This is a genomic window from Nibricoccus aquaticus, from assembly GCF_002310495.1.
Lineage (GTDB): Bacteria > Verrucomicrobiota > Verrucomicrobiia > Opitutales > Opitutaceae > Nibricoccus > Nibricoccus aquaticus.
Genome location: NZ_CP023344.1, coordinates 1696579 through 1709832, shown reverse-complemented (window position 1 = coordinate 1709832; position 13254 = coordinate 1696579). Strand labels below are relative to the sequence as shown.

Here is a 13254-nt window from a genome sequence, read left to right as displayed (position 1 = left end):
CTCACATGAAGCGGGTTCTCATTTTTCTAGGGGCATTCGCGCTCGGTCTTCTCCCGCCCGGCTATGCTGCTGAGAGCAATCCGGACAACGGACTGCTCGTCGAAGCGTGGGGCCGGATCGTGGCGCGTGAATCCAATGCCGACAAATTCGGCTTCGATGAAACTCAGCGTGCCGTGCTCGTGAAGGGATTGGAAGCGGGCATCGCGCAGCAACCGCCGCCGCAGCCGCTCGATCAGATCTACACGGATGTGATACATTTCGTCGAAGTGCGGACGGCGGAGTTTCGGAAGATGCAGAAGGCGGAGAATCTCGCCGCGGCGGACGTGTACTTCGACGCGTTGAAACAGAAGCCTGGAGTGATCGTGCTGCCGGGCGGTGTTTGTTGCGAAGTGCTGCGCGCGGGTGACGGCGAGTCGCCGCGCGCGGATCAGGCGGTGACGGTGACGTATCACGCGCGGCTGCTGGATGGCGCGGAGTTCGACAGCACGGAGCAACTCGGCGCGGTTGAGATCGTCCTCAGTAAAATTATTCGCGGCTGGGCCGACGGAATTCAGACGATGCGTGTTGGAGGGAAAGCACGGTTGCACGTGCCGCCCGCGCTCGGTTTTAGCGATAGCGATGCGGCGATGATGGGCATTCCGCCCGGCGCGACGACGGTCGCCGAGATCGAGCTGCTCGCGATCAAAGACGCGCCGATGGAAGAGCAGCCACCGCCGCCAGCGCCGGTGCCGCCACTGCATGAACCGGCGGGATTTTCAGAGAGGCAGATCATCGAGACGTGGGGCTGGCTGCTCGCGCAGGAGCGCGGTGTCGCTCGCGTGGAGTTGAGCGCGGATGAACGCTTTCGTTTCATTGCGGGGCTGACGGGTGCTTTGGAAAAGCGGGCGGCAGATTTCGATGAAGCTAAGTTGTATGACTCGGTCGCACGCTTTGTGGCGGGACGTCAGGAGGCCAGGGAAAAGATGATCCGTGAAAAGCGGGCGGCGGAGAACGCGGTGTTTTTTGAGAAACTGAAGGCTGATCCCGAGATCGTCTCACTGCCCAGCGGGTTGTGCTACGAAGTCGTGCGGCCGGGCGAGGGACGACCGCCACGGAGCGACCAGCGCGTGCTGGTGAACTACACCGGGCGATTGATCGATGGCACCCTGTTTGACCGAACCGACCCGGAGCTGGGGCCACTTGAAGTGGATGTGGGCCGAGTCATCGCGGGGTGGACGGAAGGTATTCAGAAGATAGGCACAGGCGGGCGCATCACGCTCTACATCCCGCCGACGCTGGGTTACGGCGATGTTTCCACCGGAGGAATTCCCGTCGGGGCGGTGCTGATTTTTGACATCGAGCTGCTCAAGGTCAGCGATGTGCCGGTGGAGTAGCGGCTGCGAGGAGTTGTCCGGCTACGCACACAAAAAAGCCGCGGACCTTTTGGTTACGCGGCTTTGAATTCGAAAACTAGTTCGAAGCTCAGGCTTCGAGCTGGGGGCGGGTCGCCTCGGGCCAGTCGACGTGGAAGAACTTGCCGCGTGGCTTGTCGGTACGCTCGTAGGTGTGCGCGCCGAAGTAATCGCGCTGAGCCTGGAGCAAGTTGGCCGGGAGGCGGGCCGAGCGGTAGCTGTCGTAGTAGGCGAGGGCGGACGAGAACGTCGGGGTCGCGATGCCGTATTCGGCGGCGAGGGCGACGACTTTGCGCCAGTTTTCCTGGGTCTTCTGGATCGTCTTGTTGAAGTACGAATCGAGGAGGAGGTTGGCGAGGTTCGGGTTGCGGGCGTAGGCCTCGGTGATCTTCTGGAGGAAGGCAGCGCGGATGATGCAGCCGCCGCGGAAGATCTGGGCGATCTCGCCGAAGTTCAGCTTCCAGTTGTACTCTTTCTGAGCGGCGCGCATGAGCTGGAAGCCCTGGGCGTACGAGCAGATCTTGGAGGCGTAGAGAGCGTCGTGGATGGCCTGGATGAGAGCAGCCTTGCCGCCCTTGTACTTCTTTTTCTTGGGGCCTTTGAGGATCTTCGAAGCCGCAACGCGCTCGTCTTTGATCGCGGAGATGCAGCGGGCGAAGACGGACTCGGCGATCGTCGGAGCGGCGATGCCCATGTCGAGAGCGTTGACGGAGGTCCATTTGCCGGTGCCCTTCTGGCCAGCGGTATCGAGGACGACGTCGACGAAGGCTTTTTTCTTATTGGCGGGGTCCTTCTGCTTCAGGATGTCGGCGGTGATTTCGATGAGGAAGGAATCCAGCGCGCCGGCGTTCCATTCGGAGAAAATCTTGCCTTGGTCGGCGGGCTTGAGGCCGAGGAGGCCGGAGAGGAGCGAGTAAGCCTCACAGATCATCTGCATGTCGCCATACTCGATGCCGTTGTGGACCATCTTCACGTAGTGGCCGGCACCGTTTTCACCGATGTAGGTGGTGCAGGGCACGCCGCCCTTGACGGGCTTGCCGGGCTGGGCGCCGGCGATGGGCTTGCCGGTCTTGGCGTCGACCTTGGCGGCGACGGCTTCCCAGATGGGCTTCAGTTCTTTCCAGGCGGCGAACTCGCCACCGGGCATGAGGGACGGGCCGAAACGAGCGCCTTCTTCACCGCCGGAAACGCCGGAGCCGATGAAGCGGAGACCTTTTTCCTTCAGCGCTTTTTCGCGGCGGATGGTGTCGGTCCAGAGAGCGTTGCCGCCGTCGATGATGATGTCGTCTTTATCGAGAAGAGGGATGAGGCCGTCGATGACGGCGTCGGTCGCTTTGCCGGCCTGCACGAGGATGACCATCTTGCGGGGCTTGGCCAAAGACTTGACGAATTCTTCGAGGGTCTTCGAGCCGACGAGGCCGCCGGGCGTGTTGGGATTCTCGGCGACGAACTTGTCGGTCTTTTCGACCGTGCGGTTGTAGACCGAGATTTGAAAGCCGTGGTCGGCGATGTTGAGGGCGAGATTTTGACCCATCACGGCGAGGCCGATGAGTCCGATGTCAGAGAGGGCTTTAGGCATAAGCGGGTGTCGAACTAGCCAGAAACCCCCGGTGAAAACCACTCCAAAAACTGCGGAAATGCACGTGACCGGATTTCATGGTTATCATGAAAGCGGTGTGTGACCGGCTCTGCGGTCGGTGGCTGATGACGAGCCGAGCCTGCCGGGTGGGGCGCGGGCGGACCGGAGGCGGCGTTACTTTTTCGCGGGAGCGGGGACCGGGGCTTTTTTCGCCTTGGTGCCGTCTTCGTTAATGTTGCGCAGCTCGGAGCCGCCCTCGGTGGGGAAGAAGCCGGAGTTCGCAATGGGCTCGATGAGCCAGGTCATGAAGGCGGGTTCGTTGCGTTTATAGACCCAAGAGAAGCTGAGGATGCCGCCGACCACGAAGATGATGAGGGCGAGGGCGAGCTTGTTCATGTGCCAGACCTTCTGAATGACGATGACGGCGACAATGAAGCCGACCAGCGCCACGGCCACTTTGACCCAGAACATGGGGGGGACGTCTTTGATTTTTTCGAGGGCGGTAGTGGCGAGGAGTAACATGGGAAGCGGGTGGCAGACTGGGGTTGGGACGCGGGGGAGACGAGGCGAAACCCGGGGCGGCGGGGCTTTAGCTTTGTTTTGGCAAATGCGTGGAAGGAGCGATGAGGCGATGAAAACGCGGAGGGGGAATGCGTTGTAGTCGTTGCCAGCGACAGGGGCGGGGGCATGTTCGCGGTCATGGATGCCCCGGCTTTTTCTCACACCCGCTCTGCGCAGCAGAAGAAGCCGAGCCTGCCGATCAGCGAAGGGCTGCGTGCATATTTAAAGCGCTACCGGCGCGAGCGTGAGTTGCCGGTGACTTATCAACGGCTACGGAGGTTTGCGGAATCGGCTCCGCTCACGGATGCCGAGGGCAAGGCGACGCTTTGGGAAACGGTGGTGTACGACCAGCTGGAGATGGAGTCGCTGCAGGACGGGCTGAAGCGGCTCTACGCGTTGCTGCGCGTGGATGGTGACCTGGCGTTCATGAGCCACCTGTACGTGGACCGGATCGACTTTTGCGCGTTTGGGAATTCGGCGCCGTTTCGTATCCGGATCGTCAATGCATACAACGACAACCCGGACTATTTCTACATCAAGCGCGGGGATGCCTCGCGCGTGTACGGGCTGGAGCTGGAGCATCTGCTGTCGCCGAACCGCCTGCATTTTCTCACTCACGGAGACACGCTGGTGGAAGAGCATATCGCGGGCATTCCGGGCGATGTGTTCGCGCAGCGCTGGCTGACGAACAAGGAGCTGAAGCCGATCCGCGTGGCGAAGGAGTTGGTGAAGTTCAACGAGCGCTGTTTCGTGCGGCTGCTCGGGGACATGCGGGCGTATAATTTTGTCGTCGTGATCACGCCGGATTTCGAGGGCGCGCAGATCCGGATTCGCGCGATGGACTTCGACCAGCAGGCTTATGAGGGGCGCATGAATCTGTACCGGCCGCAGTTTTTTAAGGACAACCAGCAGCTGGCGTTTTTTTGCATGAAGCATCTGCGCGTGGAGACGGCGCGGCAGTATCAACGCGAGGAGCAGGTGCTGATGTTGCAACGCGCGGAGGTGGCGCAGGAGCGGCTGGAGCTGTTGCTCACGGCGATGTCGGATGTGTCGCTCGCGCCGCCAGATAATGTGATCGAGCTGCGCGAGAGCCTGGCGGCGCACTATGGGCGCTCGGCTTATCTGCGGTGCATTTCTGTCGGAGAACTGATTCGCGAGAATCTGGAATCGATCCGGCAGAATGTGACGTCGCCGCCGTTTTCGCCGGAGGCGCCGGGGGAGCGGGAGTAATCAGAAGAAATCCCAAACGCCGAACCGCCAAAGGCTAAAAAGAACGCAGGAGAGCGCAGGCTTGCCTCGGAGGGGTGCCGGTGCAGTTACGGGATTACTTTATGGCGAAGAAGGTTCAGATCGGTGCGATCATCGAAATCGATACGAAGATAGGGAAAGCGTACGCGCAGTTTTCTCACTATCACAGTGAGCCGCCGCGCTGGGGCGCGTTGATTCGGGTGTTGCCGGGCGTGTTCGACGAGCGGCCGGCGGAGTTCAAAGCACTCGTTGTGCAGAAGGAGATTTTTTCGACCTTCTTTCCGCTCCAGGCTGCTGTGAATCGAGACATTGTGCGTGAGGTTGGGGCTGAGCCGCTGCCGGAGCACGCCAAGCCGTTTCCGCTATTCAGGTCAGGCAATCCGAATCCCGAGACTGGCAAAGTCTCGCAATGGTGGCTTTGGGATGGAGTGAAGTCCTGGATGGTCCCAGGCCTGACCGACGAGCAATGGGATCTCCCCATAAAGGAGATTTCCAACGATCTGGCGCTCATTGATCGGATCGAAACCGGGTGGACGCCTCGAAAAGACGAAGCAATGACACAGGAAGAGAGGGCAAAGAATCCGGTGCAAAAGCGGATCACGAAAACACGGCACTTCCTGCTCTTCAAAACTCGGGCAGATGCAGAGTGCGTGCTTCAGGAAGTAGCGGATCGGGGTATGATGTCGGGCGGCATCTTGGACGACGGCTCTGGTTTCACTCTTTTAGTCGAGCAGCTGGGCAATCCATCACGAGAGGATCTGGACAGGGTTATGGCCACCTTGCGTGAGATCGCAGCTCTGAGAAACGGTCACTACGACGGGTGGGACACGGCAGTGGCTGGCTGATGGCATCGAACAGAGCACTCGTAGTGCGCGCGCTACGGATGCGTGTCGCCGACGTGGTCGCCGCGGGTGGCGCAGTTGATCCACTGGGTTGCGCCGCTCGTGTAGTGTTCTTTTTTCCAGATGGGGACGCGGGCTTTGGTCTCGTCGATGAGGTAGCGGCAGGCGGCGAAGGCGGCGTCGCGGTGGGCGGCGGAGACGCCGGTCCAGACGGCGAGGTCGCCGATCTGGAGGTGGCCGGTGCGGTGGATGCAGACGGCGTGGGTGATGGAGAATTTTTCCCGTGCCTCGGCGAGGATGCGCGCGCCTTCTTTTTCGGCGAGGGCGGCGAAGGCTTCGTATTCGAGCGACTGCACGGGATGGCCTTCGTTGTGGTTGCGGACCCAGCCTTCGAAGGTGACGCAGGCGCCGGCGTGGGCGTCGCCGAGGAGTGGTTTCAGCGCGGCAGGGTCGAGCGGGTCGGCGGAGATGCGGAAGGTGAAGGCGGTGTCGGCGGGCATTTATTTAACCGCGAATGGACGCGAATGGACGCGAATGGGGAAGGGAAAATAAAAAGGCCCGAGCGGGGGCTCGGGCCTTGCGGAGAGGGGAAAGGACGACACGGAGGTCGTCCCTCCATTTCGGAGTAGTGGTCAGAGTTTGCCCGCTTCGAGACCGAAGTAGGCTTCGGCGTTTTTGTAGCAGATGTTTTCGATCATGCCGCCGACGAGCTGGCGGTCGGCCGGGATGAGGCCGGCTTGAATGTCGTTGCCGATCATCGAGCAGAGGAGGCGGCGGAAATATTCGTGGCGGACGTAACTGAGGAAGCTGCGCGAGTCGGTGAGCATGCCGACGAAGCGGCTGAGCAGGCCGAGCTGCGAGAGGGCGTTGATCTGCCACTCCATGCCTTCCTTCTGATCGAGAAACCACCAGCCGGAGCCGAACTGGATTTTGCCGGGGATGACGCCGTCCTGGACATTGCCGATGGCGGTGGCGAAGACGTAGTTATCGGCTGGGTTCAGGTTGTAGATGACGGTCTTCGGGAGTTTTTCCTCGGACTCGAGGCGGTCGAGATAGCGGGTGAGACCGCGGGCTTGCGGGAAGTCGCCGATGGAGTCGACGCCGGCGTCGGCACCGAGGCGCTTGAGGAGGCGGGTGTTATTATTGCGGATGGCGCCGAGGTGGAGCTGCTTGGTCCAGCCACGTTGGGCGTCGAGACGGCCGAAGAAGAGCATCATGAACCAGGTGAACTTCGCGGTCTGCTCGGGCGTTGCAGCGGCGCCGGAGCGGGCAGCGGCGAAGATGGCCTTGGCTTCGTTCTCGGTGCAGTCGGCGTCGGGAATATTTTCCATGCCGTGGTCGGAGAGGCGGCCGCCGAGCGAGTGGAAGAATGCGTGGCGGTTGTCGATCGCGTCGAGGAAAGAGGCGAGGTCTTTGACCTCTTTGTTCGAACGGGCGGCGAGCTGGTCGCACCAAGCATTGAAGACGGCGGGCGCGTTGACGACGAGGGCTTTGTCGGGGCGGAAAGTCGGATAAACTTTGGTGCCGATGCCGGTCTTCTTGATGGCGATGTGGTGGGCGAGGTCGTCCACGGGATCGTCGGTCGTGCAGACGACGTTGACGCGGTTGCTCGTGAGGATGCCGTGCGTGGTCAGCTGTGGCGTGCGGAGCTTGGCATTGGCGGCTTCCCAGATTTTCGGCGCGGACTGCTCGTTGATGATGTCGTTGATGCCGAAGTAACGGCGCAGCTCGAGGTGCGACCAGTGGTAAAGCGGGTTGCGGAGCGTGTTGGGGACGGTTTTGGCCCAGGCGAGGAACTTGTCGTAGTCTGAGGTTTTGGTGCCGGTGACGAGGTCTTCGTTGACGCCGTTGGAGCGCATGGCGCGCCATTTGTAGTGATCGCCGGCGAGCCAGATCTGCGTGAGGTTTTCGAACTGGCGGTTGTTGGCGATCTGATCGGGGGCAGATGGCAGTGATAGTCGAAGATGGGCTGTTTGATCGCGTGCTCGAAGTAGAGCGTGCGGGCCCAATCGGTGCTGAGGAGGAAGTCTTCGGGGAGGAAGGTTGGCGCGGACATGGTGGGCGAGCTTTCGCGCTGCGGGGGAGGAGAGTCAAACGCTTAGCCGGACAGCTGTCTGTGGCGGGCGTGATGAGGGCGCTGGAGGGCGGGGATTTTTCATCTGTCGGCGAGGAGCGGACGGTAGGTGTTTTTTGGGTTCGACCTTGCCGGGTGCGGGCGGTCGAGTGCCGTGCAGGACAGCGCGGTGCCGGGATCTTCCGGCAGTCAGATCATTACCCCTATGAGACTATTTTCGTGTTTCGCTCTTATGTCGGCGGGCGGGTGTGGCACTATGCGACGTTTCGCTGTCTGAGGCTCTTTCCGATGCGCACCCCTAACACTATGGATCAGACTCACGCTCCGTTTTTGAATGAAGATAAAAGTCCGGTGGCGTCGGTGGTGGCGTGTGTGACGGCGATCGGGGCGATGTATATTTATTTTCTGATGTTCGCGGGTTTCGCGTTTGTGGAGTTCGCGCAGACGGTGGTGGGGAAGGGCGGGATGCGGCTGGTGCTGGGCGTGCTCGGGGCGGGCGGAGTGGGCGGGTGTGTGCTGGCGGCGCGGATGTTTTCGGCGTCGCGCGGGCGCTGGCAGCTGGTGGGCGGGTTTGCGGGATGCGCGGCGGGGGCGTTGGTAACGCTGGTGGCGCATTCGGAGGCGGTGGTGCTGGTGGCGGCGTTACTGGTGGGGCTGAGCACGGGGGCGACGGCGGTGTGGCTTTCGTTGTGCCTGCGGCCGACGTTGCACTCGAGCCGGCTGGGGATGTGGTGCGGGCTGGGGACGGGGCTGGCGTATGCGTTGTGCAACCAGCCGTTTCTTTTCGAGGGGACGCTGCGCGCGAGGATCATCACGGCGGCGGTGGCGGCGGGGGTGGGGATGCTCGTGGCGATGCGGATGCGGGCGGGGCCGTCCAAGCCGTCGTCACTGCCGGACTATGGATTCCGGGCGGCGGCGGGGTGGGTGGCGGTTTTGTTCGCGATGGTGTTTTTGGATACGCTGGTGTTTTTCATCATCCAGAACAGCATGACGCTGAAGCAGCTCTCGTGGGAGACGCCGCTGGTTTTGCAGGGGAATGCGTTTGTGCATCTGTGCGCGGCGTTCGTGACGGGGCTGGTGCTGGACCAGCGGTGGCCGGGGGTGGCGGCGCTGGTGGCGTTGGTGTTGTTGATCGCCTCATGTGTGGTGCTGGGGCTGCACATCGAGCATTTCCCGAAAGCGCGGATGCTCTACATTGCGGCGGTTTCGATTTATTCGACGATCCTGATCCACCTGGCGGCGCGGGGAGGGCGGCCGGTTTTCACGGCGGTGCTTTTTGCGGTGAGCGGCTGGCTGGCTTCGGGGCTGGCGCTCGGGATCGCGATCGCGGTCGATGCGCGGCAGGTGCCGCCGTTTGTGGTGGTGCTGGCGCTGGTCGTGGGAGCGGCGGGACTTTTTGCGCGGGTGCTCTCGCTGAAGCGTGCGCAGGAGATGGAGTCGGAGAGGCTGGTGCAGCGGAAAGCGATGTGAGTGCGGTTGGTTGGGGCGCGCGCAGATCGCGTGTGCGCGGGTTCGTACTGGCAACGTGAGGAAGCGCTTGCGCGGGGAGCGCGGCGTTTGTTTTGGGGCGATGCTCCATGGTTCATCGCGTTTTGTTTTTGTCGTCGGCTCGGTTGGTTTTGTGTGCGCCGGGGTCGCCGGTGTGATGGCTGCGGATGGGCGCTTCGTACGCGAGCAGGCGGTGTCTCCGATTTATCAGGACGGCTGGATCGATCTGAACAAGGACGGGCAGAAAAATCCGTACGAAGACCGCACGGTCGAGACTGAGACGCGGATCACGGATTTGATTCGCCGGATGACGCTGGAGGAAAAGACGGCGCAGATGACGACGTGGTATGGATTCCCGCGCGTGGCGAAAGATGAGTTACCAACGCCGGCGTGGGAGACGGCGTTTTGGAAAGATGGCATCGGTAACATCGATGAGCACATCAACGGAAACACGGGCTGGCTGAATAATCTCACGGACCCGGTTCACGATCTGCCGTGGTCGTTGCATGCGCGGGCGATTAACGAGGTGCAGCGCTGGTTTATCGAGAAGACGCGGCTGGGGATTCCGGTGGATTTCACCGGCGAGGGGATTCGCGGGCTGATGCATTCGAAGGCGACGAGTTTTCCGGCGGAGCTCGGTGTGGCGACGACGTGGAATAAAGCGCTGGTGCGCGAGATCGGACGCGTGACGGGGCGCGAGGCGCGGGCGCTGGGGTATACGAATATTTATTCGCCGGTGCTCGATCTGGCGCGCGATCCGCGCTGGGGGCGCGTGATCGAGAGTTATGGGGAAGATCCGTTTTTGGTCGGTGCGCTAGGAGTCGAACAAGTGAAGGGAATTCAGGAGCAGCGCGTGGTTTCGACGCTGAAGCACTTCGCGGTTTACTCGGTGCCGAAGGGCGGGCGCGACGGTGAGGCGCGGACCGATCCGCAGGTGACGTGGCGGGATGTGCAGACGATTTTTCTGCCGCCGTTTCGTCGTGCGGTGATGGAAGGCGGCGCAATGGGCGTGATGTCGTCTTACAATGATTATGATGGGATTCCCGTGCAGAGTAACCGGCTGTTTCTGACGGAGATTCTTCGCGAGCAGTGGGGTTTCCGCGGTTATGTCGTGTCGGACAGCGCGGCGGTGGAGTTCATTCACACGAAGCATCGCACGGCAGCGACGCCGGCAGAAGGCATCCGGCAAGCGGTGGAGGCGGGGCTGAATATCCGGACGAACTTCACGCCGCCCGAAGAATATGGTGAACCGCTGCGCCAACTGGTGCGCGAGGGAAAGCTCTCGATGGAGACTATCGATGCGCGTGTGCGTGATGTGTTGCGCGTGAAGTTCTGGCTCGGGCTTTTCGATCAGCCGTATCGCGACAATCCGGCGGAGGCGGATCATGTGGTACGTGCGCCAGAACATCTGGCGCTGGCGGCGAAGGCGGCGCGTGAGGCGATCGTGTTGCTGAAGAATGCGAATGATGCGCTGCCGTTGAAGAAGGATGCGTTGAAGCGCGTGCTGGTGACTGGGCCGCTCGCAGATGATGCGCACGGCTGGTGGTCGCGTTATGGGGCGCAGCGTTTGGATTTTATCACGCCGCTCGCGGGGATTCGCGCGAAGCTTGGGGCGGCGGGCGTGGATGTTCGCTACGTGCAAGGCGTGGCGGTGAAGGACGAAAACTTTCCTGAGAGTGATATCGTGAAGGAAGAGCCGTCGGAGAAAGTGCGTGCGGGGATCACGGCGGCGGTCGAGGCGGCAAAGGAGGTGGATGTGATCATCGCGGTGCTCGGCGAGACGGATGAGTTGTGTCGTGAGTCGGCAAGTCGCGTGAGTCTGGATTTGCCGGGTTATCAGGAGCATTTGTTGCGCGCCTTACATGCGACGGGGAAGCCGGTGGTGTTGGTGCTCAGCAATGGGCGTCCGCTGAGCGTGAACTGGGCGGCGAAGCATGTGCCGGCGATTGTGGAGATGTGGCTGCCGGGCGAGGAAGGCGGGGCGGCGCTGGCGGATATTTTATTCGGCGACGTGAATCCGTCGGGGAAGCTGCCGATCACGTTTCCGAAGAGCGTCGGGCAAATTCAGATGAACTTCCCCGCGCATCCGGGCTCGCAGGGCAAAGACGCGGGGCAGGTGAGCGGTGTGCTGTTTCCGTTCGGACACGGGCTGAGCTACACGCGCTTCGCGTATAAAAACCTGAGCGTGACGCCGGCGCAGCAAGGGCCGGGCGGGCGCATCGAGGTGAGTTGCGAGGTGACGAACACGGGCAAGCGCGCGGGCGACGAGATCGTGCAACTCTACGTGCGCGACGACTACAGCAGCGTCGTCACCTTTGAAAAAGTGCTGCGCGGGTTCGAGCGCGTGACGCTTGCGCCGGGCGAGACGAAGACGGTGAACTTCACGCTCACGCCGGGCGATCTCGCGCTCTACAATCGTACGAACGCGTGGGCGGTGGAGCCGGGGCGTTTCACGGTGTGGATCGGGGCGTCGTCGGAAGACATGAAGCTCGAAGGCGCGTTTGAAATCACGGATGGCAATGCGCCGCGTGAAGCGGCGGCGAAGGCGACGGATCGGACGGATCCGCGGTGAGTGTTGTGGCAAGCACTCAGCTCAGCATTTCGAGATGATAGACCATCTGCCCGGGCTGGTAGGCACTGTCCACGTGGGTGATTTTGATTTTTTGGTCAGCCGACATGCCAATCGTATCACCATCTTTGAGAACTGGACCAAAATCCAATAGGTAGTGTGCAGTATTGAAAACAAATCCCACAGTTTCAGATGCGGAAAGAGGAGATTGAGAAACCTCAATCTCCATAAAGCCCAAGCTTTTCAGGCCGTGGGTGAAGAGCGCCCATCCTTTTTCTTTCGGGAAGCACCGGAAGTCTACCCACAGATATAGAGGCAACTGGTCCGAACTGGATGAATCAGCGAAGGCACAGAATGAATCCTTCGCGGTAACGATGCTCCCTGCACCCCAGTATACGGCGATAGAGCCGGCGGTTGATCTGAGAATTTTGGAAACGGCTCGTGTCAGAGCCAGCGCTAGCAGCTTTTTTTCAATATCTCCCGAAGCTGCGACAATCAGGTGCGCTTTATGATCTGCAATCTTGTCGTCGCTGCCGTGCCAGTAAGGCGACGTTTTTAGGAGTGGCATTAGCTCACCACGAGGGATCGGTGCTTCGACCAGACCGCAGTTAATCTGAACCTCACCGATGACGAAAGAAACCACTCGATCACGCGACTGCAGGTCTGAGATGAGCGATCGGTCGTTACAGGAAGCCAGCAATTCGTCGGTCGGTAATTCTGATTTTTCCAGAACGACCATAGCCACGAGCAGACTCATCGGGCTGTTGGACCTTGTTGTGTGATTCTCGGGTGAGCTTACCGCGACACCACAAACGCTGCATGAACGTCGACGGCGGTCTGGCCGTCTTCGATGACGCGGGCGCGGAGCTTGAGCTTGGCTTTGCCGTAGCGGGCGAGGGCTTCCTTAAATTCGGAAATGGCGGCTTGCGCGGGGCGTTCGCAGATGGCGCGGAGGTCGCCGATGACGGGCTTGCGGTAAGCGGCGCGGCTTTCTTTCACGACGATGTGCCACTGCGTTTTTTCCTCGGGGGATTTTTTTTCCGTGCGCATCAGTTCCCAGACGACGCCGTAGCCGGCGAGGGTGGCGAGGGAGACGAGGCTGCCGCCGAACGCGGTGTTGAGGGAGTTTTTATTCTGCTCCTTCGGGGCGGTGAGCGTGAGCGCGCGGTCGTCGCTGACTTCCACGCCGACACCCATCGCTTTCGCGAGGGGGATCATCTCGTGGAGGAATAACTCGAGGGCTGGGACCTTGACCGGCTTCATGCGTGGGCAGAACTAGATAAATTTTCGCCGCGACGTCAAAGGTCGTGTCCTGCGGGTGGGGTAACGTTGAAGCCCTCCTGTTGGCCATGGGTTGACGCGCGGCGGTTCTGTTTGGTTCATCGGCGCACCATGGTCGCTGTTGGAGACAAATTATCGGTGAATTTCCCTGTGAACGTTATTCATGGGCGCGAGGTGCGAGAGGTGGTTTTTGGGGAATGGCTGAGGCGGAGGACGCTTGT

At 61.2% G+C, this 13254-nt stretch carries 10 protein-coding genes and 1 pseudogene; 5 read left to right on the top strand and 6 right to left on the bottom strand.

Annotated elements, in window-relative coordinates:
- Positions 1-5 precede the first annotated feature (5 nt).
- Positions 6-1373 (top strand): FKBP-type peptidyl-prolyl cis-trans isomerase, encoded by a 1368-nt coding sequence (locus CMV30_RS07050; RefSeq protein ID WP_175414764.1) that lies wholly within the window; start codon positions 6-8, stop codon positions 1371-1373.
- A gap of 88 nt (positions 1374-1461) precedes the next feature.
- Here CMV30_RS07050 and gndA read toward each other — a convergent pair whose 3' ends face one another.
- Both gndA and CMV30_RS07040 read right to left on the bottom strand, forming a co-directional pair.
- Positions 1462-2970 carry an NADP-dependent phosphogluconate dehydrogenase gene (gndA, locus tag CMV30_RS07045; RefSeq protein ID WP_096055359.1) on the bottom strand — a complete coding sequence of 503 codons (1509 nt, stop codon included), beginning with the start codon at positions 2968-2970 and terminating at the stop codon, positions 1462-1464.
- Positions 2971-3144: 174 nt separating this feature from the next.
- Positions 3145-3492, bottom strand: coding sequence for a hypothetical protein (locus CMV30_RS07040; protein WP_096055358.1), 348 nt, complete (start codon positions 3490-3492; stop codon positions 3145-3147).
- A 165-nt stretch (positions 3493-3657) separates the two neighbouring features.
- Between CMV30_RS07040 and CMV30_RS07035 the strand changes: the two genes are divergently transcribed.
- Complete coding sequence (locus tag CMV30_RS07035) at positions 3658-4761, top strand: hypothetical protein (protein ID WP_245844427.1); 1104 nt, start codon at positions 3658-3660, stop codon at positions 4759-4761.
- Between the two features lie 101 nt (positions 4762-4862).
- Positions 4863-5624, top strand: a complete 762-nt coding sequence (locus CMV30_RS07030) for a ribonuclease E inhibitor RraB (protein WP_138223177.1) — start codon at positions 4863-4865, stop codon at positions 5622-5624.
- Positions 5625-5656: 32 nt separating this feature from the next.
- Here CMV30_RS07030 and CMV30_RS07025 read toward each other — a convergent pair whose 3' ends face one another.
- Both CMV30_RS07025 and uxaC read right to left on the bottom strand, forming a co-directional pair.
- Positions 5657-6121 carry a molybdenum cofactor biosynthesis protein MoaE gene (locus CMV30_RS07025; protein ID WP_096055356.1) on the bottom strand — a complete coding sequence of 155 codons (465 nt, stop codon included), beginning with the start codon at positions 6119-6121 and terminating at the stop codon, positions 5657-5659.
- A 132-nt stretch (positions 6122-6253) separates the two neighbouring features.
- A pseudogene (gene uxaC, locus CMV30_RS07020) lies at positions 6254-7677 on the bottom strand (glucuronate isomerase).
- Between the two features lie 324 nt (positions 7678-8001).
- Here uxaC and CMV30_RS19355 point away from each other — a divergent pair.
- Both CMV30_RS19355 and CMV30_RS07000 read left to right on the top strand, forming a co-directional pair.
- Positions 8002-9165, top strand: coding sequence for a hypothetical protein (locus CMV30_RS19355; protein ID WP_138223176.1), 1164 nt, complete (start codon positions 8002-8004; stop codon positions 9163-9165).
- 100 nt (positions 9166-9265) lie between these two features.
- Positions 9266-11755: a glycoside hydrolase family 3 N-terminal domain-containing protein gene (locus CMV30_RS07000; protein WP_096055352.1), complete on the top strand. Its 2490-nt coding sequence runs from the start codon at positions 9266-9268 to the stop codon at positions 11753-11755.
- 16 nt (positions 11756-11771) lie between these two features.
- Here CMV30_RS07000 and CMV30_RS06995 read toward each other — a convergent pair whose 3' ends face one another.
- Positions 11772-12509, bottom strand: coding sequence for a DUF4261 domain-containing protein (locus tag CMV30_RS06995; protein WP_096055351.1), 738 nt, complete (start codon positions 12507-12509; stop codon positions 11772-11774).
- Positions 12510-12547: 38 nt separating this feature from the next.
- A complete protein-coding gene (locus tag CMV30_RS06990) occupies positions 12548-13015 on the bottom strand; it encodes a YiiD C-terminal domain-containing protein (RefSeq protein ID WP_096055350.1) in 468 nt (155 codons plus the stop codon).
- Between the last annotated feature and the right edge of the window lie 239 nt (positions 13016-13254).